Below are 26,394 nucleotides of genomic sequence, written 5' to 3'. Positions count from 1 at the left end.
CGCCTTGGTTAGGCTGCTGGAGTGACGACCCAGTCCCCCACATCCGACGGCCGAAGATCTGTCGGCTGGCCTTCCCGACTGTCCAAGGTGCGGCTGCACTTCGTGACCGGTAAGGGCGGCACGGGAAAGTCGACGATCGCGGCCGCGCTGGCCCTGGCGCTGGCGGCAGGTGGCCGCAAGGTGCTGCTCGTCGAGGTCGAGGGGCGCCAAGGCATTGCGCAGCTGTTCGACGTGCCGCCGTTGCCGTATGAGGAGGTCAAGATCGCCACCGCCGACGGCGGCGGACAGGTCAACGCGCTGGCCATCGACACCGAGGCCGCGTTCCTGGAGTACCTGGACATGTTCTACAACCTCGGCATCGCCGGGCGAGCAATGCGGCGGATCGGGGCGATCGAGTTCGCGACGACCATCGCGCCTGGTCTGCGCGACGTGCTGCTCACCGGCAAGATCAAGGAAATCGTGGTGCGGTCCGAGAAGGGCAAGCAACACGGCTACGACGCCGTGGTGGTGGATTCCCCCCCGACGGGGCGAATCGCGCGCTTCCTCGACGTCACGGCGGCCGTCTCCGAGCTGGCCAAGGGCGGTCCCGTGCACTCGCAGGCCGACGGGGTGGTCAAGCTGCTGCATTCGGATCGGACCGCCATCCACCTGGTCACCCTGTTGGAGGCGTTGCCCATCCAGGAGACCGTCGAGGCGATCGACGAACTCAGGGAGCTCGGGTTGCCGATCGGCAGCGTCATCGTCAACCGCAACATCCCCGCGTACCTCCCGGCCGACGACCTCGCCAAGGCCGCCGAGGGCGACGTCGACGCCGACGCGGTGCGGGCGGGTCTGTCCGAGGCAGGCATCGACATGACCGACGACGACTTCGCCGGCCTGCTCACCGAGGGCATCCAGCACGCGACCCGCATTACTGCCCGCGCCGAAAGTGCCGAGGAGCTCGACGATCTCGACGTCTCGCGGCTCGAGTTGCCTGCGATCCGCGACGGTGTCGATCTCGGCAGCCTGTACGAACTCGCCGAAGCGCTTGCCCAACAGGGAGTTAGGTAGATGAGCACCGCACCCCGCGCGCTCGATTTGCACACGATTCTGTCCGACACCTCCAACCGCGTCGTAGTCTGTTGCGGCGCAGGCGGAGTCGGCAAGACCACCACCGCCGCCGCCATGGCGCTGCGGGCCGCCGAATACGGCCGCACGGTGGTCGTGCTGACGATCGACCCGGCGAAGCGACTTGCACAGGCACTCGGCATCGAGAGTCTTGGCAACACGCCTCAGCGAGTGCCGCTGGCTCCTGAGGTCACTGGCGAACTGCACGCGATGATGCTCGACATGCGCCGGACGTTCGACGAGATGGTGCTCCAGTACTCCGCCGACTCGGAGCGCGCCGAGGCGATTCTGGAGAACCAGTTCTACCAAACCGTGGCGACGTCCCTGGCGGGCACGCAGGAGTACATGGCCATGGAGAAACTCGGCCAACTCCTTGCCGAGGACAAGTGGGACCTGATCGTCGTCGACACGCCTCCGTCACGGAACGCGCTGGACTTCCTGGACGCGCCCAAGCGGCTCGGCAGTTTCATGGACAGCAGGCTGTGGCGGCTGCTACTTGCCCCTGGACGGGGCATCGGCAAGCTGGTCACGGGCGTCGTCGGCTTGGCGATGAAGGCGCTCTCGACCGTGTTGGGATCCCAGATGCTTTCCGACGCAGCAGGATTCGTGCAGGCGCTGGATGCCACGTTCGACGGGTTCCGGCAGAAGGCCGACAAGACCTACGAGCTACTCAAGCGCCGAGGCACCCAGTTCGTCGTGGTGTCGGCGGCCGAACCGGACGCGCTGCGGGAGGCATCGTTCTTCGTCGACCGGCTGTCGAAGGAGAACATGCCGTTGGCCGGCCTGATCCTGAACCGCACCCATCCGATGTTGTGCGAGCTGAACGCCGAGACGGCCAACGATGCGGCCGAGAAGTTGGAGGCCTCCGACGATGACACTGGCGCCGACGCGCTGACGGCCGCGCTGCTGCGGATTCACGCCGATCGTGCGATGACCGCCAAGCGGGAGGTGCGGCTGCTGTCGCGGTTCACCGGTGCCAACCCTGCGGTCGCGATCGTCGGCGTTCCGTCGTTGCCGTTCGACGTGTCCGATCTGGAGGCGCTGCGCGCCATCGCCGACCAAATCACCGGCGAAGCGGCAGCTTGAATCTGACGTAGCCGAGCTAACTAAACCGCGTTGCGGTGCTTCCGCTGGGCGGCGAAGAACTCCGACCAGGACACCACTTCGGGATGCTGCTTGAGGAGGGCGCGGCGCTGACGTTCGGTCATGCCGCCCCATACGCCGAACTCGACGCGATTGTCGAGTGCATCGGCACCGCATTCCACGATGACGGGGCAGTGCCTGCAGATGACGGCGGCTTTGCGCTGGGCGGCGCCGCGGACGAATAGCTCGTCAGGGTCGGCTTGTCTGCAGCGCGCCTGGGAAACCCACGCGATGCGGGCCTCGGCTTCTTTACCTTGGACTACACCATTGACTGGAGAAGTAGCGATTGTCCTGCGCGCCGCGGGCCGTGTTCCTGACACCAGCGATCCCTCCGTCGAGCCGCCCATCGGGCGGTCCAGTTCAGGTGTAGAACGCTGGTGCGATCTACGCCACATTGCGACCAGTAGTGTTACCTAGATCGCACTGTGTGTCCAAGCTAGGTGGTCAGGGGGGTTTTGCGCAACAGTCAAATCTCGCTTTTTTGGCACGACCGTGCCGTCACCCATCTTGATGCATGTCCAGGAGGTTCGCAGCCTTCGTTCAGCCCTGGTCGTTCTGGCCATCCGCTGGCGGGTTGTTCGACTGCGACGTCGCTAGTCTGTACCCATGTCCGAGCCGCCGAGCCGACCACCGATCGCGGTGACGGTCATCAAGTTGGCGTGGTGCTGTCTGCTGGCGAGCGTCGTGGCTGCGGGAATCATGTTCCCCCTCGTGGGCGGCTTCGGCCTGATGTCCAACCGGGCGTCCGACGTAGTTGCCAACGGCTCGGCGCAGCTCGTCGAGGGTGAGGTTCCCGCGGTGTCGACGATGGTCGACGCCAAGGGCAACCCGATCGCCTGGCTCTACAGCCAGCGACGGTTCGAAATCCCCGGCGATCAGATCGCCGACACGATGAAGTTGGCCATCGTCTCCATCGAGGACAAACGGTTCGCCGAGCACAACGGTGTCGACTGGCAGGGCACCTTGACGGGCTTGGCCGGCTACGCGTCGGGTGACCTGAGCACCCGCGGGGGCTCCACCCTGGAGCAGCAGTACGTGAAGAACTATCAGCTGCTGGTGATCGCGCAGACCGATGCCGAGAAGCGTGCGGCCATCGAGACCACCCCCGCGCGCAAGCTCCGGGAGATCCGGATGGCGTTGACGCTGGACAAGACGTTCACCAAGCAGGAGATCCTCACCCGATACCTCAACCTGGTGTCGTTCGGCAACGGCGCGTTCGGCATCCAGGACGCCGCACAGACCTACTTCGGCGTCAATGCCTCCGAGCTGAACTGGCAGCAGGCGGCGCTGTTGGCGGGAATGGTGCAGTCCACCAGCACGCTGAACCCCTACACCAATCCCGAGGGTGCGCTGGAGCGTCGGAACGTGGTGCTGGACACCATGATCGACAACATCCCGCAGCAGGCCGAGGCGTTGCGCGAGGCGAAGCAGCAGCCACTGGGCGTGCTGGCGCAGCCGAACGAACTCCCCCGTGGCTGCATCGCCGCTGCCGATCGCGCCTTCTTCTGCGACTACGTCCTCGAATACCTGGCCAAGGCGGGCATCAGCAAGGAACAGGTCGCGAAGGGCGGTTATCTGATCCGCACCACGCTCGACCCCGACGTCCAGGGCACGGTGAAGTCGGCCATCGACGGCATCGCAGCGCCGGACCTCGACGGCGTCGCCAGCGTGATGAGCGTGATCAAGCCGGGCAAGGACTCCCATCCCGTCGTCGCGATGGCCAGCAACCGCACCTACGGACTGAACCTGGACGCCGGCGAGACCATGCAGCCGCAGCCGTTCTCCCTCGTCGGTGACGGCGCAGGGTCGATCTTCAAGATCTTCACCACGGCCGCGGCGCTGGACATGGGCATGGGCATCAACGCCCAACTCGATGCGCCGGCCCGCTTCGAGGCCAAGGGCCTTGGTAGCGGCGGGGCCAAGGGCTGTCCGCAGGCCACGTGGTGCGTCCTCAACGACGGGAACTACCGCGGGCAGCTGAGCGTGACCGATGCGCTGGCGACGTCACCCAACACGGCGTTCGCCAAGCTCATCTCGCAGGTTGGCGTCCAGCGCACCGTCGACATGGCCGTCAAACTGGGCCTGCGCTCCTATGCACTGCCGGGCACCGCCCGCGACTACGACCCGGAGAGCAACGAAAGCCTGGCCGACTTCGTCAAGAGGCAGAACCTGGGCTCCTTCACTCTGGGTCCGATCGAGCTGAACGCGCTCGAGCTGTCCAACGTCGCCGCCACACTGGCCTCGGGCGGGAAGTGGTGCCCGCCCAGCCCGATCGACAAGGTCTTCGATCGCACCGGCACCGAGGTCTCGGTCACCACCGACACATGCGAACAGGTCGTGCCGGAGGGCTTGGCCAACACGCTGGCCAACGCGTTGAGCAAGGACGACCAGAGTGGCACCGCCGCGAGTGCGGCGGGTTCGGTGGGCTGGAGCCTGCCGGTCTCGGGAAAGACAGGAACCACCGAGGCGCATCGCTCGTCGGGTTTCTTCGGCTTCACCAGCGACTTCGCCGCCGCCAACTACATCTACGACGACTCGACCTCGCCGTCGGACTTGTGCTCCTTCCCGCTGCGGCAGTGCGGTTCGGGCAACCTGTATGGCGGCAATGAACCCGCGCGCACGTGGTTCACCGCCATGAAGCCGATCACCCCCGACACCGTCACGCTCCCCCCGACCGATCCGCGCTACGTCGACGGGGCGCCCGGCTCGCGGGTGCCGACCATCTCCGGGATGAGCCAGGACACGGCGCGCGAGCGTCTGAAGGATGCCGGCTTCCAAGTCGCCGACCAGGCCACCCCGGTCAACAGCGTCACACCCGCGGGAACCGTGGTCGGCACCTCGCCAAGCGGCCAGACGGTCCCCGGATCGATCATCACGATCCAGGTCAGCAACGGCATCCCGCCGCCACCTCCGCCGCCACCACCGGGAATGCCGCCGTTGGATCCGAACGCGCTGCCTGCACCGATCGGATCGACGGTCATCCAGATCCCCGGCCTGCCGCCCATCACGGTGCCGGTACTGGGGCCGCCGCCCCCGCCGCCGCCACCCTGATCCACCGCGGATCGTCGATGTGGAGTTGGTAACGCGATGCTGTGAGAAGCGGTACCCGCCGACGTCTCGCAGTAGGCTGCGTTCATGCCCGCCCCCTCGACGGTCACGAAGAACCGCGCAAAGAACACGGCCGCGGCAGCGGCAGGCTCGCTGGTCGCAGGCATCGCATACGCGTCACTGATCGAACGCAACGCGTTCGTGATGCGTGAGCTGACCATGCCGGTACTGGCCCCGGGATCCTCGCCCTTCCGGGTGCTGCACCTCAGTGACCTCCACATGCGTCCTGGGCAGCGCCGCAAGCAGGCGTGGTTGCGCGAACTCGCCGGCTGGGCTCCCGACCTGGTCATCAACACCGGCGACAACCTTGCGCACCCGAAGGCCGTGCCGTCGGTCGTGCAGGCGCTAGGCGACCTGCTGTCGGTGCCGGGTCTGTTCGTGTTCGGCAGCAACGACTACTTCGCTCCGAAGCCGAAGAACCCGGCGAACTATCTCTTCAACCCGTCGCGGCGGGTCACCGGCCAGCCTCTGCCGTGGCAGGACCTGCGCGCGGCGTTCACCGAGCGCGGCTGGCTGGACATGACCCACACGCGGCGCGAGATCGAGGTCAAGGGCCAAACGATCGCCGCTGCAGGCGTCGACGATCCGCACCTCAAGCGCGACCGCTACGAAACCGTCGCCGGGCCCGCCAGTCCCGCCGCCAATCTCACGCTTGGCCTGACCCACTCACCGGAACCCCGGGTGTTGGACCGGTTCGCCGCCGACGGCTATCAGCTGGTGATGGCCGGACACACCCACGGCGGACAGCTCTGCCTGCCGTTCTACGGCGCGCTGGTGACCAACTGCGAGCTGGACAGGTCGCGGGCCAAGGGGCCGTCCCGCTGGGGCGCCCACACGCAGTTGCACGTATCGGCAGGCATCGGCACCTCGCCGTACGCGCCGGTGCGGTTCTGCTGCAGGCCCGAGGTGACCATGCTGACGCTGGTGGCCGCACCAACCGGTGGCGGCCACGCGGGCGCACGGGCGGGCGTGTCCCATCCGGCCGTCTCGGCAAGGTGACCGACCCGGCTTCCATCGCGGATCGCAGCCGCCCGCGCACGTGGGCGGACGACGCGGTACGACTGATCGCGGCCGACGCCCGACGTAGCGCCGACACCCACCTGCTGCGGTATCCGCTGCCATCGGCGTGGTGTGACGGCGTAGACGTGCAGCTCTACCTCAAGGACGAGACGACCCACATCACCGGCAGCCTCAAGCACCGGTTGGCGCGATCGCTATTCCTGTACGCGCTGTGCAACGGCCGGATCGGCGAGAACACCACCGTGATCGAGGCGTCGTCGGGGTCGACGGCGGTGTCCGAGGCGTATTTCGCGGCGATGCTCGGCCTGCCATTCATCGCCGTGATGCCGTCGTCGACGAGCTCGGCGAAGATCGCGCTGATCGAATCACAAGGCGGCCGTTGCCATTTCGTGGACAAGTCATCGCAGGTGTACGCGGAGGCAGAGCGGCTGGCCGAAGAGACCGGCGGGCACTACCTCGATCAGTTCACCAACGCCGAGGCGGCAACGGACTGGCGGGGAAACAACAACATCGCCGAGTCGATCTTCGAGCAGTTGCGCGAGGAACAGCACCCGATCCCCGAGTGGATCGTGGTGGGCGCGGGGACGGGCGGCACCAGCGCGACCATCGGCCGGTTCATCCGCTACCGCCGCCACGCCACCCGGCTGTGCGTGGTGGATCCGGAGAACTCGGCGTTCTTCCCGGCTTATGCGCAAGGCCGCCGCGACGTCGTCACGGGCGTGTCGTCCCGCATCGAGGGCATCGGCAGGCCGCGCGTCGAGCCGTCGTTCCTGCCCGACGTGGTGGACCGGATGGTGGTGGTGCCGGATGCCGCATCGGTTGCGGCGGCCCATCACGTCAGCGCGGTGCTGGGACGCCGCGTGGGCCCGTCGACGGGCACCAACGTGTGGGGGGCTTTCGGCCTGCTGGCCGAGATGGTGGCGCAGAAGCGCAGTGGATCGGTGGTGACGCTGCTCGCCGACAGTGGCGACCGCTACGCGGACACCTACTTCAGTCAGGAGTGGCTGACCCAATCCGGGCTGAACGATTCGGCTCCTGCCGCCGTGTTGGTCGAGTTCGAACGCTCCGGGTTCTGGCCCTGATCGTCGCTGCTGCCACTTCCGGCGTCGGACGTCATGAACAGCCATAGCGCGGCAAGGGCGAAGAACCCGCCGTAGAGTGCGGCTCCCAACCCGGTCATTTCGATCCCCTTCGTCAGCTGAACGTGCGATGTAGACGCACTCATGATGATCAACGCCACTGACATCCAAATTGATCCCAGGACCGTAGTGATTCGTGTCGCCTGGGGACTGCCTGTGCCGCGTCGCGCCATCGGTCTACCCAGACCCACCCGCTCCTACCCGTGATCGCGGTCACGGGGACTGGGCGTTTGGCTTCCGATGCGCCCGGTGCGATACGCTGTCGTGGCTTTAGCGGGGTGTGGCGCAGCTTGGTAGCGTGCTTCGTTCGGGACGAAGAGGTCGCAGGTTCAAATCCTGTCACCCCGACTCGCGTGAGACAGATGAGAGGCCCTGACTGGTGTTTCCGGTCGGGGTCTTTTCTGTTTCAGGCCGCAGCCGGTCCGCAGGAGATTTCAGCGACTTCCCGGGAGCGTCGGCACGCGACAGTCGGTAGTGCAGTCGGCGACAGCGAAAACCTGTCGCTGGAGCGCTCGACCGCCGATACAGTCCCCGCGTGCCTGATGCGATCTTTGCCCACCATCGCCTCGCGCCCATCTACGACGCCTTTGATGCAGAACGCGACGATCTGACGGCATACCTCAACATCGCCGACGAACTGGGCGCAGGCCGTGTGCTCGACATCGGCTGCGGGACAGGATGCCTCGTGATCCTGCTCGCTCACGGCGGCCGCACTGTCGTGGGTGTCGACCCGGCCGAGGCATCGCTCGAGGTCGCGAAGTCGAAGGACCGAACCGGAAGGATCACCTGGGTTCAGGGCGACGCGACGACACTGGGGCGAGCGAAGCGACGGGAGGCGGTACTGCCAGCGCTCGCTGCCGACCTAGCGCTGATGACGGGGAACGTGGCGCAGGTCTTTCTCACTGACGACGCCTGGACACAGACTCTCCAAGGCATCCATGCCGCACTTCGCTCACATGGCTATTTTGCGTTCGAGACCAGGCGTCCAGAACGTCGGGCCTGGGAGGAATGGATCGCTGACACCCCCCAGGTCACTCTGGATGTTCCCGGAATTGGACTGGTGGAACGGGGGCCGTTTGAGGTCACCGAGGTGAGGCTGCCGTTCGTCTCCTTCCGCTATACCTACCGGTTTCTGTCGGACGGCGTTGTCGTCACGTCGGATTCGACACTCCGGTTCCGCAGTCGCGACGAGGTGGAATCGAGCTTGCTGGCCGTTGGCTATCGAGTGCTTGAGGTGCGCGACGCTCCTGACCGCCCAGGTCGCGAGTTTGTGTTCATCGCAGAACGCACGACGTGACAGTGCACCATTCACCCACACCGTCGCGAACCAGATGCGCGATCACGACGACCATGAGCAGTTCCTCGCCGGATCGACGCAATCGGCCCGACAAGAAAACCCGCGTCCTAGAACCCGAAGCCGAGGTGGGCGGGGACGTCGCTGAGGAACGCCGCCTCCAGGCGTGCAAGCACCGTGGGATCGTTGGCGCGCACCCGGTTCGCCGTGGCAAGGGGCACCACCTGGTGCACTCCCAAGTACAGGCTCCCCAGCGCGTCGAGATCCATCCAGACCTGCGGTGCCGCGGCGGTTGGCGTGCAGCGCGCTCGACCATCGCGGACGTCGAGCGCGAACCGTCCACCGCTGCCAGCGAATTGGTCCGACACCTCGACAACGGTCGACACGTCGGCCTGGTACCCGCGCGCCTCGAGCGCCGTTGGCACGTCCATGATCCGCAGCCACAGGTCGTCCTCGTACTTCGTGGTGCGCGCCACGCGGCTGTCGGTGAGCAAGTACGGCAACGGATCCCGCGCGTACGTCCAGATCTTCACCGTCTCCACGAGATCCAGTCCCAGCAGCGCGCGCGTCAACGCGACGTGCGCGTCGGTGGTGACGGCCTTGAACTCCTCGACGTGCACGCTCATCGTTTCATTGCCAAAGACCCGGTACAGCACGTAGCCGTCGGCGTGAAGGATCCCTACCAATGCCGTGCCACCGTCGCGGTCGTCCTCGCGGTCGGCCAGCAAGTCGTCCCACAAGCCCTGTGACCGCAGCAGCCCGCCCGGTGTCTGCCGTCGCCACCGGTCGTAGATCGCGGCCAGCGCGTCACCGTGCTCGGCGGGCCGGATCATTCGCGCACCGCCGGGGTCGGGGGCGTCGGCGTGGAACTTGGCGAACCGCCGGTCGATGGTCAGCACCCGCTCCATGGTCGCCGGCCCGTAGCCGAAACGTCCGTAGATGCCGCCTTCGCTGGCGGTCAGGCCTGCCAGTGGATACCCGGCATCGGCGATGCGCTGGTGCAACTCGACGTACATGGCCCGCAGCACGCCGCGTCGGCGATGGGTCGGTGCGACGCCAACCATGCTCAATCCGGCCATCGGTACAACGGCGCCCCCGGGAACGGTGAACGCGAAGTCGAAGTACGCCGCCATGCCAACGACTACGTCGTCGTCGCACACCACGACCGCGCCGTCGTCGGCGATCAAGCTCCGAGCCACGTCGTACGTATCCGCGTGTTCGAAATGGCCGAAGCTGACCCCGTGCAACAGCGACGTCTGCTCCCAGTCGGCGTCGGTGGGGCTGCGCAGTACGAGCGGGGCCAAGGTCGTAGAAGTACTCACGTCGAGCCAACGTGCCACACCACACCCCATTGGCGCGACGGGTTTTCGTCGGCCGGACTACCGCTCTCGCTTGGGTTTAGAGCCGATCCTTCACCGCTGCCGAGAGCCGAGACCCGTCGGCCTTGCCGTCGGCAATCGCGGTGGCCGCCTTCATCACCAAGCCCATGTGCTTCACGTGAGGGCGTTCACCGATCTCCTCGGCGACCTGGGCGATGGCGGTGTTGACGACGTTGGCCACCTCATCGTCGTTGAGCTGCGTCGGCAGGTAGTCGTCGATCACGCTGGCCTCGGCGCGCTCGTTGGCGGCAAGCTCGCCACGGCCGTTGGTGACGTAGATCTCGGCGGCCTCGCCGCGCTTCCTCGACTCCCTGGCGAGCACCTTGAGGACGTCGGCGTCGGTCAGCTCACGCGGTGTCGAACCGGACACTTCCTCGCTCTGAATCGCCGCGATCAACATCCGCAGCGTCCCCGTGCGCAGCTTGTCCCTGGCCTTCATCGCCGTGGTGAGGTCGGCACGCAGCCGGTCCTTGAGTTCCGCCATGTGCGAGACGCTACGCCGAGGGCTGCACGCGGTGGGTGGGGTGCACGTTGTCAATTTTCTCGGCTGTCGACAGGATGGTGGGCATGAGCAACGGTGCCAGCAGGGATGCCGGTGGGTTCATTCCGGCCGGCCCGCCGCCGCCGGGGTACCCGCCACCGGGCTACTACCCACCACCGAGCTACCAGGGCTACCCACCACCGGGCTATCCGCCGCCCGGCTACGCACCACCGGGTTATCCACCGCCCGGTTATCCACCACCCGGCTACGCACCGCCCTGGTACCCGCAGGGCCCACCGCCCGCACTCAAGCCCGGCGTCATCCCGCTGCGCCCACTCGGCCTGTCCGACATCTTCAACGGCGCCATCGCCTACGTGCGGATGAACCCGAAGGCCACGCTCGGCCTGACCACGGCCGTCGTCGTGGTGGCCCAACTCATCGCGTTGGTGATGCAGATCGGGCCGCTCGCCGCCACCGGAGGGTTGACGTCGGTCAGCGCAGGCGACGACGTCTCCGACGCCGCCCTGATCGGATCGTCGCTGTCCAGCCTCGCCAGCGTCGCGACCACGGGCCTCGCCACGATCGTGCTGAGCGGTCTGCTCACCGTGGTCGTCGGCCGGGCGGTTTTCGGGGCCCACATCACCATCGGTGAAGCGTGGCAGCGCGCGCGCGGACGCCTGCTGGCCCTGATCGGGTTCGTCGTCCTGGAATTCTTCGGCGCGGTGATTCTCATCGTGGTCGTGGTTGGCGTGCTCGTCGCGACCATCTCCGCCGTCAACGGTGGGGCCGCGTTCGTCATCGGCGCCCCACTGGTCGTGGCGCTGGTCGTTGCCCTCGTCTACCTCGGCGTAAAGCTCAGCTTCGCCCCGACCCTGATCGTGCTCGAACGCCTCGACATCGTTTCCGCAGTGAGACGGTCCTTCGCACTGGTCAAGAACGACTTCTGGCGGGTGTTCGGCATCATCGCGCTCGGCCAATTGGTGTCGGGCATGATCGCCGGCGCGGTCTCGGTCCCGTTCACCTTCGGTGGTCAGTTGCTGCTGGTCATGGACTCGGGCTCGATGACGGGTGCCATCATCGGACTGATCCTGATGGCCATCGGCGGAGCAATCGGGCAGATCATCACCTCGCCCTTCAACGCGGGCGTCGTCGTGCTCCTCTACACCGATCGGCGCATGCGTGCCGAGGCGTTCGACCTCGTCCTGCAGTCGGGCGCCGCGACCCCGCCGGGCACACCCGCCGACTCCACCGACCACCTGTGGCTGACGCCGCATCGCTGACGTGTCAGTCGAAATCGATCGGGACGCCGCGCATGACGCCGCCCAGAACGAGCTGTCGAAGCCGATCTATCCGAAGGGGTCGCTGACCGATCGCCTCGAGGATTGGCTCTCTCAACTGGTCTACAAGCTGATCGTGGAGGCGTCATCGGTACCGGGCGGCTGGTTCACGCTGACGGTCATCTTGCTGTTGGTGGCGGTTGCGGCGGTAGTCGCGGTCCGGATCGCCATGCGGACGATTCGCACCAACCGTGGTCGCGACTCCGCGCTGTTCGGTACGAACGAACTCACCTCCGCCGAGCATCGGGCCACAGCTGAACAGCTTGCGGCGCAAGGTAACTGGTCCGCGGCCATTCGCCACCGCCTGCGTGCGGTCGCCCGTCACCTCGAGGAGACGGGTGTGCTGAACCCGGTACCCGGCCGCACGGCGACCGAACTCGCGCGTGACGCCGGGGCGGCCACCCCCGGTTTGACGGACGAATTGCGGCGCGCCGCCGAGACTTTCAACGACGTCACCTACGGCGAGCGTCCCGGCACCGAGTCGGGCTACCGCCTGATCGCCGACCTGGACGACCACCTCCGCTTCAGCACCCCGGCCGCGGCCGACGCCACGGCGGCATCCGGATCCTCCGACGTGTGGGCCGACGTCCGATGACAGACCTCTCGTCCGCCGTCGGCCCGACGGTCGTGCAGCGCTGGCGTGCCGTCAAGTGGGTGGTGCTCGGAATCATCGTCATCGCAGCGGCGTCGACATTGGCCACCATTCTCACCTCGCCGACACCTGGCGGACCAATGGAGCCGGGGTCCACCTCCCCCGACGGCGCCCGCGCGCTGCTCTCGCTGCTGCGCGGTCAGGGCATCGACGTCGTCGAAGCGGGGTCGATCGCCGACGTCGAGAACGCCGCGCGCCCCGACACCCTGATTGTCCTCGCCGAAACCCAGTACCTGAGCGACGACGGGCTGCGGCGGCTGGCCGAAGTGCCCGGTGACCGACTGCTCGTCGACCCCGTTGCGCGAACCCGGACCGAGCTGGCCCCAGGGATTCGCATCGCCCTGTCGTCGACTCTCGGCGGCAATCCGGATTGCGACATGCCCGAGGCGAACCGCGCCGGCAAGGCTCAGTTCGGCGTCAGCAGCACCTACGAGGCGAAGGGCGACACCGCGCTCACCCGGTGCTACGGCGGTGCGGTGGTCCGCTACTCCGAGGGCGGACACATCATGACCGTCGTTGGAAGCGCCGACTTCATGACGAACGCGGGCCTGCTGGAGGAGGGCAACGCCGCTCTCGCCATGAACCTGGCTGGCACCCGGCCTCGGCTCATCTGGTACGCACCTCAGGAGTACGCGACCGACTCCCACGGCGGTTCGAGCCTCGTCGAGCTGATCCCCGACCGGGCCAAGTGGGTCGTGGGGCAGTTGTGCGTTGCGTTGATCCTGGTCGCCCTGTGGCGCAGCCGCCGGGTCGGCCCACTGGTCGCCGAAGACCTGCCCGTGGTAGTGCGCGCGTCCGAAACCGTGGAGGGCCGCGGTCGCCTATACCGGTCGCGGCGGGCACGCGACCGGGCCGCCGAGGCACTGCGCACCGCCGCCCTGCACCGCATGCTGCCGCGCCTCGGGCTCGGTCCCAACGCGGAGTCGACCGCCGTGGTCCAGGCCGTCTCCCAGAGGATCGGCGACGACCCGAACGCTATGGGGCACTTACTGTTCGGTCCGCCGCCCGAGAGCGACGCGGATCTGGTCAACCTTGCCAACCAATTGGACGACATCGAAAGGCAGGTCGCACTGTCGTGAATCCGAATCCACCCGCCGACACCACAGCCGACGAGGATGCAGCACGGAACGCGTTGCGCGCCTTGCGCAACGAGATCGGCAAGGCCGTCGTCGGCCAGGACGCCGTGGTCAGCGGCCTGGTGATCGCACTGCTGTGCCGTGGCCACGTCCTGCTCGAAGGCGTGCCAGGCGTGGCGAAGACGCTATTGGTCCGCACCCTGGCTGCGGCATTGCAGTTGGAGTTCAAGCGCGTGCAGTTCACCCCCGACCTGATGCCGGGCGACGTCACGGGCTCACTGGTGTACGACGCCCGCACCGCGGAGTTCGAGTTCCGCTCCGGTCCGGTGTTCACCAATCTGCTTCTCGCCGACGAGATCAACCGAACTCCGCCCAAGACCCAGGCCGCGCTGCTCGAGGCGATGGAGGAGCGGCAGGTCAGCGTCGACGGCGAGCCGAGGCCGCTGCCGGACCCGTTCATCGTCGCCGCCACCCAGAACCCGATCGAGTACGAGGGCACCTACCAACTGCCGGAGGCACAACTGGACCGGTTCCTGTTGAAGCTCAACGTGCCACTGCCACCGAGGGACCAGGAGATGGCGATCCTGTCCAGGCACGCGCACGGTTTCGATCCGCGTGACCTGTCGGCCGTGCAGCCGGTGGCCGGCCCCGCCGAGCTCGCCGCGGCCCGCGCGGGGGTGTCTCGTGTTCTGGTCGCCGACGAGGTGCTCGGCTACATCGTCGACGTGGTCGGCGCGACCAGACAGTCGCCGTCGCTGCAGCTGGGGGTGTCGCCGCGCGGCTCGACGGCGCTGCTCGCCACGGCCCGGTCCTGGGCCTGGCTGTCGGGACGCAACTACGTGACCCCCGACGACATCAAGGCGATGGCCCGTCCCACGTTGCGGCACCGGATCGCCCTCCGGCCGGAGGCCGAGCTCGAGGGCGCCACCCCCGACGGCGTGTTGGACGGCATCCTGGCCTCGGTTCCGGTACCGCGCTAGTGGCGCTGACCGGCCGCGCCGGCCTGATCGCACTGATCTGCGTGCTGCCGATCGGTGTATCTCCCTGGCCCGCAACGGCCTTCGTGGTTCTGCTGACGCTGTTGCTCCTGGTGGTCGCCGTGGACGTCGCGCTGGCCGCAAACACCCGCAACCTGCGCTTCGGCCGCGTCGGTGACACTGCGGCGCGGCTGGGCGAGACGGTGTCCACCGCCCTGATCGTGGAGAACCCCGGATCGCGTCGGTTCCGCGGCCAGATTCGCGACGCATGGGCGCCGTCGGCCCGCGCGGAGCCGCGCATCCACCCGGTGGACATCGCTGCGGGACACCGGTTCCGGGTCGATACCCTGCTGCGGCCGATGCGCCGAGGCGATCAGGAGTCGGCACTGGTGACCGCCCGCTCGGTGGGTCCGCTTGGCCTGGCTGGCAGGCAGAGCTCGCACCGGGTGCCCTGGCAGGTCCGGATCCTGCCACCGTTCCTGTCCCGCAAGCACCTTCCGTCGCGGCTGGCCAAACTGCGGGAACTCGACGGCATGATCCCCGTGCTGATCCGCGGCCAGGGCACCGAGTTCGACTCGCTGCGCGAGTACGTGGTCGGCGACGACGTGCGGTCGATCGACTGGCGCGCCACCGCGCGCCGCGCAGACGTCGTGGTGCGGACGTGGCGTCCTGAACGCGACCGCCGCGTCGTCATCGTCCTCGATACCGGGCGAACGTCGGCCGGGCGCGTCGGCGTCGACCCCACGGCAAGCGACCCGAGCGGCTGGCCGCGACTGGACTGGTCCATGGATGCCGCACTTCTGTTGGCGGCGTTAGCCTCCCGCGCGGGCGACCACGTCGACTTCATCGCTCATGACCGGGTGCCGCGGGCGGGTGTGTACAACGCCTCGCGCACCGAACTGCTGGCCCAGCTCGTCACCGCGATGGCGCCGCTCCAGCCCGCCCTCATCGAGTCGGACGCGGCGGCGATGGTCGCCACGGTCCGGCGGCGCATTCGTCAACGCGCACTCGTGGTGCTGCTGACCGACCTGAACGCATCCGCACTCGACGAAGGCCTGATGGCGGTGCTGCCGCAGCTATCGACCAGGCACCACGTGCTGATAGCCGCGGTCGCCGACCCGCGGGTCGACCAGCTGGCGGCCAGACGTTCCGACGCGGCGCAGGTGTACGACGCCGCAGCGGCCGAACGCGCGCGCAACGACCGGGTGTCGATCGCCACGCGGTTGCGGCGGCACGGCGTCGACGTCGTCGATGCCGAACCCGAGGCACTGGCTCCCGCGCTGGCCGACCGCTACCTCGCGATGAAGGCCAGCGGCAAGCTGTAGGGCATCACCGCGTCGGCACCACGTCGGGTGCGTCCTCGATGTCACCGGTCTCCCCCGCCCGGACGCCCTTGCGCCCGAAGTGCACCACGTAGCCGATGAACGCGACCTCGGCCGTCACGCCGATCGCGATGCGTGCGAACGTCGGCAGCCCCGACGGCGTGACGAGCGCCTCGATCAGTCCCGACACCAGTAGGACGACGAACATTCCGACCGCAACCGAGACGACGGCACGGCCCCGCTCGGCAAGCACCTGACCCCGCGGCCGGTCACCCGGTGACACCACCGACCAGCCGAGCCGCATCCCTGCTGCCCCGGCCAGAAATACTGCCGTCAGCTCGAGCAGACCGTGGGGCGTGAGCAGCCCGAGGAAGACGTCGCCCTTGCCCGCGTCGAACATGAACGCAGCCATCGCCCCGAGGTTGGCGGCGTTCTGGAACAACAGGGCCGGAATCGGTAGGCCACCCACGACCGCGAAGGCGATGCACAGCACCGAAATCCACGCATTGTTCAGCCACACCTGCATTGCGAACGACCCGGGCGGGTTCTCGCTGTAGTAGGCGGCGAAGTCGTTGTTCACGATCTGGTCGATCTCGCCGGGGGTCGTCAGCGCGCTCTGCACTTCGTGGTTCCCGGACATCCATACCGCGACCAGCACGGTGACGAAGAGGAAGGCAACCGCAGTCCCGAGCCACCACCGCCACGCCTGGTAAGCCACCACGGGAAAGGACACCGTGAAGAACCGGACGAACTCCCGCGACAGCGGCGCGTGCGCGCCGGTGACCGCGGCGCGTGCCTTGGCCACCAGCCCCGACAACTTGCCGACCAGCACCGAGTCCGACGACGCCGTGCGCACCATCGACAGGTGGGTCGATACCCGCTGATACAGGTCGACCAGTTCGTCGACTTCGGCTCCGGTCAGGCTGCGGCGCCGCTTGACCAATTGCTCGAGCCGGTCCCAGGTCGGGCGGTGTGCCAGCACGAACGCGTCGACATCCACCCCTGGAATGCTAGTAGCGTCTCTTGCATGGTGGCCCAGCCGGAACCGTTGGTCACGGGCGACGCGGTGGTTCTCGACGTTCAGATCGCGCAGTTGCCCGTCCGCGCGGTATCGGCGTTCATCGACATCACCGTCGTGTTCGTCGCCTACGTCCTCGGCATCGTGTTGTGGGCGGTCACGTTGTCCGATCTGGACACCGCGGCGTCGGCGGCCGTGCTGATTCTCTTCACGGTGCTGGCGACCGTCGGGTATCCGGTCGTCTTCGAGACCGCGACGCGTGGCCGTTCCCTCGGCAAGATGGCAATGGGCCTGCGCGTGGTCTCCGACGACGGAGGGCCGGAACGCTTCCGGCAGGCGCTGTTTCGCGGGCTTTCCGGCTTTGTGGAATTCTGGATATTGGCCGGCGGCCCCGCGGTGATCTGCAGCATGGTGTCGTCCAAGGGCAAGCGTGTCGGCGACGTGTTCGCAGGCACCATGGTGATCAGCGAACGCGCCCCAAAGCTCAGCCCGCCGCCGCAGATGCCGGCGTCGATGGCGTGGTGGGCGTCGTCGCTGCAGTTGTCCGGTCTGGCCCCCGAGACCGCAGAGCGGGCCCGCCAGTTCCTGTCGAGGGCAACTCAGTTGGACCCAGGCATGCGGGACCAGATCGCCTACCGGATCTGCTCCGAGGTGGTGGTGCAGATTTCCCCTCCCCCTCCGCCGGGCACGCCCCCGCAGTTGGTGCTGGCCGCGGTGCTTGCCGAGCGGCACCGCAGGGAGTTGGCCCGGCTGCAGCGGCCGACGCCGGTCGCGCCGCCTCCGCAGTGGGGCTCGGCGCCAGTGCAATCGACCCCGCCACCACCATCAACACAATGGGGTCCGCCGCCAGGGCCGGGGTATCAGCAGCCGGTCTCGCCAAGTACGACCGATTCCGGCGGGTTCACACCGCCGAGCTAACCAAAATGGGACATCAATGTCCCATTTTGGGCAGTGTGTGCTACATTTAGGCACATGTCGGTATCGAATGATGGTGGCTCGCGTTCGCGGACCCGCAAGGCGATCCTCGACGCAGCGATGTCGGTGCTCGCGACCAACCCGGTCGCCTCACTTGCCGACATCGCGACCGCCGCCGACGTCGGCCGCAGCACGTTGCACCGATACTTCGCCGAGCGCTCGGACCTCCTTAGGGCGCTCGCCCGACACGTGCACGAGCTGAGCAACGCCGCGATCGAACACGCCGAACCCGACTGCGGACCCCCGGTCGAGGCACTGCGCCGGGTCGTGGAGTGCCAGCTCGATCTCGGGCAGATCATCCCGTTCGTCTTCAACGAGCCATCGATCCTCGCCGACCCGGACCTGGCGGCGCTGCTCGACACCGGAGACGAGGCGATCGTCGACGTGCTCAACCGGGTGTCGACTCGGGGATCGGCCGGTCCACCCGACTGGCCACGGTTGGTGTTTTGGGCCCTGCTGTCGGCCGGTTACGACGCAGTCAAGCGCAACAGCGCCCCGCGCGTTCAGATCGTCGACGCCATCATGGCCAGCCTCACCGAGGGCACCATCAACCCGAATCAAGACTGAACCAAACCGCTTTCAACCCTTCATAGTTCTAGGAGTCACATCATGTCGACCCGGGTCGACGCCATCCCGACGTCTGCCAGCACACCCCGCCGCGCGTGGTTCGCGCTCGCGGTGTTGCTGCTGCCCGTGCTGCTGATCGCCGTCGACAACACCATCCTTGCCTTCGCGTTGCCGAGCATCGCCCAGGACTTCACTCCGTCGGCACCGACGCAGCTGTGGATCGTCGACGTGTACTCGTTGGTGCTTGCCACGCTGCTGGTGATGATGGGCAGTCTGGGCGACCGGATCGGCAGGCGCAGGATGCTGATGATCGGCGCGACCGGCTTCGCGGTGGTGTCCGCCGCTGCGGCGTTCGCGCCGAGTGCGGGTTACCTGGTCGCCGCTCGGGCCGTCTTGGGCATCTTCGGCGCCATGTTGATGCCGTCGACGATGTCGCTGATCCGCAATATCTTCACCAACGCGTCATCGCGCAGGCTCGCGATCGCGATCTGGGCCTCGTGTTTCACCGCGGGCTCGGCCCTCGGCCCGATCATCGGCGGCGTGCTGCTCGAGCACTTCCATTGGGGTGCGGTGTTTCTCGTTGCCGTCCCCATCCTGCTGCCGCTGCTGGTGCTGGCGCCGCGGCTGGTGCCTGAGTCGTGCGACCCGAGTCCAGGTCCGCTCGACCCATTCAGTGTGCTGCTGTCATTGACGGCGATGCTGCCGCTCGTCTGGGCCATCAAGACGGCAGCGCACGACGGGCTGTCGTGGGTCATCGCCGCTGCGCTGGTGATCAGCGTCGGCTCTGGCGTGGTGTTCGTCCGACGCCAGAACCGCAGCGCCACACCGATGCTCGACATCAAGCTCTTCGGCTACGCCCCGTTCTGGACGTCGATCCTCGCGAACTTCCTCTCCATCGTCGGACTCATCGGGTTCATCTTCTTCATCTCGCAACACCTGCAACTGGTGCTCGGACTCTCCCCATTGGCCGCCGGCCTGGTGACGCTGCCAGGTGCCGTCCTGTCGATGGTCGCGGGCATCGGGGTCGTGCGTTTCATGAGGTGGTTCACGCCGCACACGCTGACAGTGGTCGGACTCCTGCTGGTATCGGCCGGCTTTGGGATGATCCTGCTGTTCCGCCACGACCTGACGGTGGTCGCGGTGGTGGTGTCGTTCATCGTGCTCGAACTCGGCGTCGGCATCTCGCAGACCATCACCAACGACACCATCGTCGCGTCCGTGCCCGCCGCCAAGTCCGGGGCGGCGTCCGCGGTGTCTGAGACGGCCTACGAGCTCGGTGCCGTGGTCGGGACGGCCACGCTCGGCACCATCTTCACCGCGTTCTACCGGGCCAACGTGGAAGTACCCCAAGGCCTCTCGTCGGCCCAGGGAATCACCGCCGGGGAGAGCATCAGTGGCGCGACGGTAGTGGCCAAGAACTTGCCGACCGCGGCAGGTGAGCGGCTGCTCGACTCGGCGCGCGCGGCGTTCGACTCGGGGATTGCGCCGACCGCGGCCATTGCGGGGTTGTTGACCCTGATCGCGGCCGCGGTCGTCGCCATCGTGTTGAGGGACGTCAGCGGTACCGAAGGCCGATCAACATCAGCGCGGCCCCGACGAACGCGGTCGCGGTCCGCACGTGGTTCCACGCCGTCCACGTCGACAGGTAGGCCTGCCACTCCCGTGCGGCGTCGGCGACCGACAGACCGGCGGGATCGACGCCGTCGAGATGATTGTTCAGCGGGACGTTGAACGCCATCGTGATCACCGCCGCGAGGACACCGAAGACGGCGCCGGCCAACAGGTACCAGCTGCCCGCCTGGTGAAGCTGAAGTGCGGCGACGACACCCAACGCCGCGGCAAGCACGGCTGCACCGAAGTACACCAGTAGGAACGCAGGGCTCGAGTTCGCCTCGGCGTTGATACCTCGCATCGCGGTGATCGCCTGGATGGGACCGGTGCGATCCAGTCCGCGCATGACGAAGGTCGAGAACACGTACATCATTCCGGCAGCGGCGGCGTTGATGATCGCCGCGACGATGATCAGGATGACAACGAGGCTGATGTTCATGACTGGTAGTAAACCGCGGGAAAACGAGACGATCCATCGCTTTCCGTCTCGAGAGCATGTCTGATCGTCTAGCATTCGGCGCGTGGATGCGGTCGTCGGGTTGCTCGACGGGGTTCGGGCCCGCGGCGCCTTCGTGCTCAGGATGAAGATGGATCCGCCGTGGTCGATGAGCATCCGAGACGAGGCGTTGACGCTCATCTGCCAGACCGGTGGCAGTGCCGTGATCGTCGGGGAGTCCAGCGGTACCACCTGGTTGAACCCGGGGGACGTCGCGCTGGCCCGTGGCACCGAGTACTACCTGTTCGCCGACGATCCCGGCACGACGCCGATGGTCGTGATCCATCCTGGCCAGCGCTGCACCACGCTGTCGGGTGAAGATCTCCGGTTCGAGATGTCGCTTGGCGTGCGGACGTGGGGCAACAGTGCGTCCGGCACGACGACGTCGGTGATCTGCGCCTACGAGGGTCGCAGCGAGGTCAGTGATCGACTCCTGGCCGCGCTGCCCGCGGTGGTGGTACTGCGCTCCGACGACTGGAACAGCCCACTGGTGGGCATGCTGGCCGAAGAGGCCGGGCTGGACGGGCCCGGCCAGGAGGCGTACCTGGACAGGCTGCTCGACGTCTTGCTGATCGCGGTGCTGCGCGCCTGGTTCGATCGCGGCGAGAACGCGCCGACGTGGTGGCATGCCGAGCGTGATCCGGTGGTGGGACGAGCGCTCAAGCTGATCTACAACAATCCGAGCCATCCGTGGACGGTGGCGAATCTGGCTGCCGCAGTTGGCAATTCCCGCGCGGTGTTCGCCCGCCGGTTCACCGATCAGGTGGGCGAGCCCCCGATCGCGTTCCTGACCAGCTGGCGCCTTGCAATGGCCGCCGACATGCTGCGGTCCAGCAGGACCACGATCGCCGCCATCGCGCGACAGGTGGGTTACGGCACGCCCTTCGCGCTGTCGAGCGCGTTCAAGCGCGCATACGGCGTCAGCCCGAACACCTACCGCACGGACGTGGGGGCGAGCGAAGCGACGGGGGCATGACCGCCGCGACGGCCTAGCACGATGACTTTTGCGTGACCTCGAGGTCTCAACCGCATGGCTGCACTCGAAGGAAGGACCGCTTTCATCACCGGAGGCGCCCGCGGGCAGGGCCGAGCACACGCGACGACGCTGGCGCGTGAAGGCGCCGACATCGTGGTGTGCGACGTCGCCGCTCCCGTTGAGGAAGTGGACTATCCGCTGGCTACGCCCGCCGATCTCGAGCAGACGGTTCAGGCCGTGCAGGCCCTCGGCAGGCGTTGTCTGGCAATTACCGCCGACGTCCGCGACCTGGCGGCGATGCAGGACGTGATTACGCAGGCGATCAACGCCTTCGGCGGGATCGACGTGGCGATCGCCAACGCCGGGATCGCAAGCAGCGCCCCGATCGCAACGATGTCCGCGCAGCGCTGGCAGACCATGCTCGACGTCAACCTCACCGGTGTCTTCAACACGTTCCGGGCGGTCCTGCCTCACATGATCGAGCGCGGTGCGGGGCGACTCGTCGCGACGTCGTCGATCGTCGCAGGCACGGGGGCCACCAACTCAGGCCACTACGCGGCGGCCAAGGCCGGTGTGGTCGCGCTGGTGAAGTCGGTGGCCTGCGAGGTCGCCGAACACGGCATCACGGTCAACGCGGTGCTGCCCTCCGGGGTGAATACGCCGATGATCCACAACCCTGGGACGTACCGGATGATCCGGCCGGATCTCGAGAACCCGAGCCGTGCCGACGTCGAGGAGATGTTCCAGCGGGGACGCCCTCGGCCCGGATTGCTGGAACCCGAGGACGTGGCGAACGCCGTGCTGTACCTGGTCTCCGACCAGGGTCGCTGCCAGACCGGCGAATCCATCATCCTGTCCAACGGATTGCAGTAGCGCGCAACGTCAGTCGGCGTCGCCGTACTCGTTGAACCAGTACGCCAGCTTGCCCCGCCGACTGACGGCACGGAGTCTGCGTTCGGCGGCGGCCCGCGTCTTCGACGTGGTAACGATCAGCAGCTCGTCGCCGACCGCGATACTGGTGTCGGGCAGCGGGACGAACGTGTGGCCGTCGCGAATGATCAGCGTGATCACGCTCGGGTCGGGCAGCCGGAGTTCGACGACCGTCACGTTGTGCAGCCGGGAGGACGGGCGCACCTTCAGCGTCAGCAGCTCGGCTTCGAGCACGTCCAACGGCGCGGATTCGACTTGGATCTCGCGGGGTGAGTCACGCGGAATCAGGCCCAACTCGTGGGCGATCGGGCGAAGGCTCGGACCCTGCACCAGGGTGAACACCACCACCAGGATGAACACGATGTTTAGCAGCCGATAGCTGTCGGGCACCCCCGCCACGATCGGAAACGTCGCAAGGACGATGGGGACCGCGCCGCGCAGTCCGGCCCATGACAGAAACGTCTGCTCGCGCCACGGCACGCGAAACCCGGCCAGTGAGCCGATCACCGACAGTGGCCTGGCGACGAGCAACAGCACCAGACCGATGACGATCGCCGGCACGACATCGGCTGCCAGCTCGCTCGGGTCCACCAGCAAGCCGAGCAGGACGAACAGGCCGATCTGGGCCAGCCAGCCGAGTCCCTCGGCGAAGGACCTGGTGGCCGACCGATGGGGCAGGCCCGAGTTCGCGAGCACCACCGCAGCCAGATACGCGGCGATGAAACCGCTGGCATGCGCGGTGCCCGCAGCGGCGAACGCCACCATTCCCAGCCCGAACGTCGCGATCGGGTAGAGCCCGGAGGCAGGAAGGGCAACCCGACGCAGCGCCATCGCGCCAAGGAAACCGAATGCGAGTCCGATCGCGCAGCCGGCGACCAACTCGTACACGATGCCCGCCACGGCGCTCTCCGGTTCGAGCACGAACGGCAGCGCGCTGAACATGAGCACGAGGATGACCGCAGGAGCGTCGTTGAACCCGGACTCGGCTTCGAGAAGGCCGGCAACCCGGCGCGGCAAGGGCAGCACGCGCAGGACCGAGAAGACCGCGGCCGCATCGGTGGAGGACACGATGGCTCCGAGGAGCAGCGCCAGCTGCCAGTCCATGTCGAGCAGGAGGTGCGCGCCTGCGGCGGTGATCGCCGTGCTGATGAGGACGCCGACGGTGGCGAGAACGCCCGCGGGTGCCAGCACCCTGCGGACGTCGGCGAATCGGGTGGTCAATCCGCCCTCGACCAGGATCACCGCCAGCGCAACCGTGCCGATGTTGCGGGCCAGTTCGACGTTGTCGAACTGGAGGCCGAGCCCGTCCTCGCCGATGACGACACCGACCAGCAGGTACAGCAGCAGGCTGGGAAAACCCACCCGGGTCGCCACCCGGGTGCCGACAATGCTGGCCAGCAGCACGAAGCCGCCGACTAGCAATGCCAGATACAGCTGTTCCAAGCTCATTTCGTTCCTGCCCTCGGCGCGTGTGCTGCCAGTAAAACAGTGCGACGTCCGCCGGTGGGCGCTCGTGCCCGACCTCGATGAGTCAAGATGGCCCGGTGAAGGAAGGGCAGCTGCGCGTTGCGATCGCCGGTGCAGGCAAGGTCGGCCGATCCGTCGCGCGGGAACTGCTGGACAACGGACACAAGATCCTGCTGATCGAACACCTGCGCGCGCACTACGAACCCGACTCGGTTCCCGACGCGGATTGGTTGATCGCCGACGCCTGCGAGCTGGCGTCATTGGAGGAAGCCGGGGTCCAGACGTGCGACGTCCTGATGGCGGCCACCGGTGACGACAAGGCGAATCTCGTGATCGGGCTGCTGGCCAAGTCCGAGTTCGGCGTGCCAAGGGTGGTCGCGAGAATCAACGACCTGAAGAACGAGTGGCTATTCACCAAGGGGTGGGGCATCGACGTGGCCGTCTCGGCGCCGGGCGCCATGGTCGCTGGGGTGGAGGGCGCCATCGACGTTGGCCACGTCGTGCGCCTGATGGGACTCGGACACGGACAGGCCGACGTGGCGAAACTGACTCTGCCCGAGGACAATCCGCTCGTCGGTCGTCGGGCCGACGAGTTGGGGCTGCCTGCGAACACGGTATTGGTCACCGTGGTTCGCGGCAGCAGGGTCATCGTGCCCCAGCCGTCGGACGTGCTGGAAGCCGGTGATGAGTTGCTGTTCGTCGCCGATCCCGCCGTGGCGAGTGCCATCCAGGCCGCCGTTCACGCCGCGGCGCCGGTTCGGGATCCGCAGTAGCTCAAGCCTTCTGGCGGCGCTTGGCCACGGTGCCTGCGATCGAGGTGCCCGTGATGGCGATCAGCGCGCCGAGAATCAGCGCCGACGGCTCGCCTGGCGCCAGCAGGTTCCGCTCGATGCCGAGCGTGGCCGCCGCGACGGGGACGCCGAGCTGTGCCGCCGCCAGCACGGCGAGGGCCAGCGGTTGACCGAGCACCCTGGCCGCGCAGTGGGCGAGCACCGCGCCGACACCGAGCCCGATTCCGAGGGCGATGAAGTCGGGATGGTCGACGAGTTCGCGCACCTGCAGCGAGGCGCCGAGCCACACGAAGAACAGCGGCCCGAAGAAGCCCTCGGTGATGCCGAACAGCTGGCGGGCGAGCCTGCGGGGTTCGCCGACCGCCGACATCACCATGCCGAGAGCGAATCCCGCCAGCATGATCGACACGTGGGTGGCGACGGCCAGCGCCGCGAGTGAGAACAGGCTGATCAGGCTGATCCGCAGCTCCAGCGCCTCCCTGCGGTCTTCGGAGTAGTGATGCAGCCGCTTGCGGTGGCCGCTGCGCTCGAAGTATCGAAGCACCACGTACAACACCGCGGCACCGCCGACGATGGCCAACGCGCCGAGCGCTGCCCGAGGGGCTCGGCTGGGGTCGATCACCAACGGCAGCAACACGATCGACGCGGCGTCGGCGATCGCGATCTGCGCGGTGACAGAGAGGACCTTCGGGCCTGCGAGCCCGAGCGAGTCGATCACCGGCAGTGCCAGCGCGGCCGATGACGACGCCATCAGGACGGCGTAGAGCGCCGCATGTCCCGTGTGGAACACGCTGGCCAGTACGACGCCGAGGACAGCAGCAACGGCACCGACGAGCACGGCTCGCAGCAGTGCCTTCGGCAAGTCGGCGCGCAACGTGGTGTCGCGCACCGGAACGTGCGTGCCGACGACGAACATCACCAGCGCGAAGCCGACGTTGGCGAGCAGCGTGAACGTCGGGTCGGATGCGTCGACGATTCCGAATCCGGTTCTGCCGATGATGATCCCGGCGACGAGCTCACCGACGACGACCGGGATGCCGAGCCGCGGCACCGCAGCGAGCAACGGCCCGGCCATGCCGATGACGGCCAATAGCGCCAGCGTGCCGAACCCGAACCCCGACATCTCAGCGGGTCATCGCAGCTGCCAGGACACCAGCCGACATGGGATCGGGGTGTTCTCGTCGGTCAAGTAACTGGCGCAGACCCGGTGATATCCGTCGGCGATCTGCAACGGCGTCGCCGTCCGGAAGTCACCGCGTACCAAGAGGATCGGCGACAGTTTCTTGCCTGCGTCGATCTTGGCGAGGTCATTCTTGACGTGAAGGTTTTCCTCAGTCAACAGCGCCAGCTCGGCCGCGCGCAGGATGTCCTTGGCCTTGCGGAAGATCGTACTTTCACCCTTGAGCGCGTCGACCGTGCGCGCGACGATGTCGGGTTCCGCGACCATCGTGAGGTAGTCGGTCGCCGCGTCATAGTCGTGCGCCTCGGGATCGTCGAGCCACTTGACAGTCATCAGGTCACGATAGCT

The 26,394-nt window shown here is 67.3% G+C and carries 24 protein-coding genes, 1 tRNA gene and 1 pseudogene; 18 read left to right on the top strand and 8 right to left on the bottom strand.

The genetic code is table 11. The features are described 5' to 3' along the window. The first annotated feature begins 21 nt into the window (after window positions 1-21). Entirely contained in the window at window positions 22-1,050 is a 1,029-nt protein-coding gene (locus HNP02_RS24960) for an ArsA family ATPase (protein WP_184443171.1), read from the top strand. After that, window positions 1,051-2,193: an ArsA family ATPase gene (locus tag HNP02_RS24955; RefSeq protein WP_184443170.1), complete on the top strand. Its 1,143-nt coding sequence runs from the start codon at window positions 1,051-1,053 to the stop codon at window positions 2,191-2,193. Between the two features lie 20 nt (window positions 2,194-2,213). On the opposite strand, the gene HNP02_RS24950 is transcribed toward HNP02_RS24955, so the two are convergent. Further along, the gene (locus HNP02_RS24950; RefSeq protein ID WP_184443169.1) at window positions 2,214-2,570 is read right to left on the bottom strand and encodes a WhiB family transcriptional regulator; all 357 of its coding nucleotides are present in this window, start codon (window positions 2,568-2,570) and stop codon (window positions 2,214-2,216) included. 286 nt (window positions 2,571-2,856) lie between these two features. Here HNP02_RS24950 and ponA2 point away from each other — a divergent pair, with 286 nt between their 5' ends. The 5 genes from ponA2 (at window position 2,857) to HNP02_RS24925 (ending at window position 8,814) form a co-directional block, all read left to right on the top strand. Next, entirely contained in the window at window positions 2,857-5,301 is a 2,445-nt protein-coding gene (ponA2, locus tag HNP02_RS24945; protein WP_184443168.1) for a transglycosylase/D,D-transpeptidase PonA2, read from the top strand. An 84-nt stretch (window positions 5,302-5,385) separates the two neighbouring features. Then, window positions 5,386-6,357: a metallophosphoesterase gene (locus HNP02_RS24940; protein WP_184443167.1), complete on the top strand. Its 972-nt coding sequence runs from the start codon at window positions 5,386-5,388 to the stop codon at window positions 6,355-6,357. After that, window positions 6,354-7,460 carry a PLP-dependent cysteine synthase family protein gene (locus HNP02_RS24935; RefSeq protein ID WP_184443166.1) on the top strand — a complete coding sequence of 369 codons (1,107 nt, stop codon included), beginning with the start codon at window positions 6,354-6,356 and terminating at the stop codon, window positions 7,458-7,460. The genes HNP02_RS24940 and HNP02_RS24935 overlap by 4 nt, the downstream gene beginning before the upstream one ends. 331 nt (window positions 7,461-7,791) lie before the next feature. Then, a tRNA-Pro gene (locus tag HNP02_RS24930) sits at window positions 7,792-7,865 on the top strand. A gap of 187 nt (window positions 7,866-8,052) precedes the next feature. Further along, entirely contained in the window at window positions 8,053-8,814 is a 762-nt protein-coding gene (locus HNP02_RS24925) for a bifunctional 2-polyprenyl-6-hydroxyphenol methylase/3-demethylubiquinol 3-O-methyltransferase UbiG (protein WP_184443165.1), read from the top strand. A 107-nt stretch (window positions 8,815-8,921) separates the two neighbouring features. Here the strand turns inward: HNP02_RS24925 and HNP02_RS24920 are convergent, their stop codons facing one another. Beyond that, window positions 8,922-10,163, bottom strand: a complete 1,242-nt coding sequence (locus HNP02_RS24920) for an enhanced intracellular survival protein Eis (RefSeq protein WP_184443164.1) — start codon at window positions 10,161-10,163, stop codon at window positions 8,922-8,924. A gap of 46 nt (window positions 10,164-10,209) precedes the next feature. Next, window positions 10,210-10,674 carry a GatB/YqeY domain-containing protein gene (locus HNP02_RS24915; RefSeq protein ID WP_184443163.1) on the bottom strand — a complete coding sequence of 155 codons (465 nt, stop codon included), beginning with the start codon at window positions 10,672-10,674 and terminating at the stop codon, window positions 10,210-10,212. A 74-nt stretch (window positions 10,675-10,748) separates the two neighbouring features. Between HNP02_RS24915 and HNP02_RS24910 the strand changes: the two genes are divergently transcribed. Genes HNP02_RS24910 through HNP02_RS24890 form a run of 5 tightly spaced genes read left to right on the top strand, consistent with a single transcriptional unit; the run spans window position 10,749 to window position 16,038 of the window. Next, complete coding sequence (locus HNP02_RS24910; RefSeq protein WP_184443485.1) at window positions 10,749-11,951, top strand: hypothetical protein; 1,203 nt, start codon at window positions 10,749-10,751, stop codon at window positions 11,949-11,951. 1 nt (window position 11,952) lies between these two features. Further along, on the top strand, window positions 11,953-12,603 hold the full coding sequence (locus HNP02_RS24905; RefSeq protein WP_184443162.1) for a DUF4129 domain-containing protein: 651 nt from the start codon (window positions 11,953-11,955) through the stop codon (window positions 12,601-12,603). After that, complete coding sequence (locus tag HNP02_RS24900) at window positions 12,600-13,739, top strand: DUF4350 domain-containing protein (protein ID WP_184443161.1); 1,140 nt, start codon at window positions 12,600-12,602, stop codon at window positions 13,737-13,739. Before HNP02_RS24905 ends, HNP02_RS24900 begins: the two co-directional genes overlap by 4 nt. Beyond that, on the top strand, window positions 13,736-14,716 hold the full coding sequence (locus HNP02_RS24895) for a MoxR family ATPase (RefSeq protein ID WP_184443160.1): 981 nt from the start codon (window positions 13,736-13,738) through the stop codon (window positions 14,714-14,716). Before HNP02_RS24900 ends, HNP02_RS24895 begins: the two co-directional genes overlap by 4 nt. Continuing rightward, the gene (locus tag HNP02_RS24890) at window positions 14,716-16,038 is read left to right on the top strand and encodes a DUF58 domain-containing protein (RefSeq protein WP_184443159.1); all 1,323 of its coding nucleotides are present in this window, start codon (window positions 14,716-14,718) and stop codon (window positions 16,036-16,038) included. The genes HNP02_RS24895 and HNP02_RS24890 overlap by 1 nt, the downstream gene beginning before the upstream one ends. 4 nt (window positions 16,039-16,042) lie before the next feature. Here HNP02_RS24890 and HNP02_RS24885 read toward each other — a convergent pair whose 3' ends face one another. Next, window positions 16,043-17,035, bottom strand: coding sequence for a stage II sporulation protein M (locus HNP02_RS24885; protein ID WP_184443158.1), 993 nt, complete (start codon window positions 17,033-17,035; stop codon window positions 16,043-16,045). Window positions 17,036-17,062: 27 nt separating this feature from the next. Between HNP02_RS24885 and HNP02_RS24880 the strand changes: the two genes are divergently transcribed. From HNP02_RS24880 to lfrA, 3 genes are read left to right on the top strand one after another with little or no spacing between them, the layout of a single operon-like run. Further along, window positions 17,063-17,971: an RDD family protein gene (locus tag HNP02_RS24880; RefSeq protein ID WP_184443157.1), complete on the top strand. Its 909-nt coding sequence runs from the start codon at window positions 17,063-17,065 to the stop codon at window positions 17,969-17,971. 54 nt (window positions 17,972-18,025) lie between these two features. Continuing rightward, the gene (locus tag HNP02_RS24875) at window positions 18,026-18,595 is read left to right on the top strand and encodes a TetR/AcrR family transcriptional regulator (protein WP_184443156.1); all 570 of its coding nucleotides are present in this window, start codon (window positions 18,026-18,028) and stop codon (window positions 18,593-18,595) included. 42 nt (window positions 18,596-18,637) lie between these two features. After that, window positions 18,638-20,326 (top strand): efflux MFS transporter LfrA, encoded by a 1,689-nt coding sequence (gene lfrA, locus HNP02_RS24870; RefSeq protein ID WP_255506892.1) that lies wholly within the window; start codon window positions 18,638-18,640, stop codon window positions 20,324-20,326. Here lfrA and HNP02_RS24865 read toward each other — a convergent pair. Next, a pseudogene (locus HNP02_RS24865) lies at window positions 20,238-20,507 on the bottom strand (anthrone oxygenase family protein); the annotation flags it as partial. The gene lfrA and the pseudogene HNP02_RS24865 overlap by 89 nt on opposite strands. Window positions 20,508-20,727: 220 nt before the next feature. Here HNP02_RS24865 and HNP02_RS24860 point away from each other — a divergent pair. Further along, entirely contained in the window at window positions 20,728-21,678 is a 951-nt protein-coding gene (locus tag HNP02_RS24860) for an AraC family transcriptional regulator (RefSeq protein ID WP_184443154.1), read from the top strand. A gap of 54 nt (window positions 21,679-21,732) precedes the next feature. Beyond that, on the top strand, window positions 21,733-22,551 hold the full coding sequence (locus HNP02_RS24855) for a mycofactocin-coupled SDR family oxidoreductase (protein WP_184443153.1): 819 nt from the start codon (window positions 21,733-21,735) through the stop codon (window positions 22,549-22,551). Window positions 22,552-22,560: 9 nt separating this feature from the next. Here HNP02_RS24855 and HNP02_RS24850 read toward each other — a convergent pair whose 3' ends face one another. After that, window positions 22,561-24,057 carry a potassium/proton antiporter gene (locus HNP02_RS24850; protein WP_184443152.1) on the bottom strand — a complete coding sequence of 499 codons (1,497 nt, stop codon included), beginning with the start codon at window positions 24,055-24,057 and terminating at the stop codon, window positions 22,561-22,563. 110 nt (window positions 24,058-24,167) lie between these two features. Here HNP02_RS24850 and HNP02_RS24845 point away from each other — a divergent pair, with 110 nt between their 5' ends. After that, window positions 24,168-24,848 carry a TrkA family potassium uptake protein gene (locus HNP02_RS24845; RefSeq protein WP_184443484.1) on the top strand — a complete coding sequence of 227 codons (681 nt, stop codon included), beginning with the start codon at window positions 24,168-24,170 and terminating at the stop codon, window positions 24,846-24,848. Window position 24,849: 1 nt separating this feature from the next. Here HNP02_RS24845 and HNP02_RS24840 read toward each other — a convergent pair whose 3' ends face one another. Then, on the bottom strand, window positions 24,850-25,989 hold the full coding sequence (locus HNP02_RS24840) for a cation:proton antiporter (protein ID WP_184443151.1): 1,140 nt from the start codon (window positions 25,987-25,989) through the stop codon (window positions 24,850-24,852). A gap of 9 nt (window positions 25,990-25,998) precedes the next feature. Further along, window positions 25,999-26,379, bottom strand: coding sequence for a hypothetical protein (locus HNP02_RS24835; protein WP_184443150.1), 381 nt, complete (start codon window positions 26,377-26,379; stop codon window positions 25,999-26,001). Window positions 26,380-26,394: the final 15 nt, after the last annotated feature.

The organism is Mycobacterium sp. AZCC_0083 (assembly GCF_014202335.1).
Taxonomy (GTDB): domain Bacteria; phylum Actinomycetota; class Actinomycetes; order Mycobacteriales; family Mycobacteriaceae; genus Mycobacterium.
This window is presented reverse-complemented; position numbering and strand designations above follow the sequence as displayed.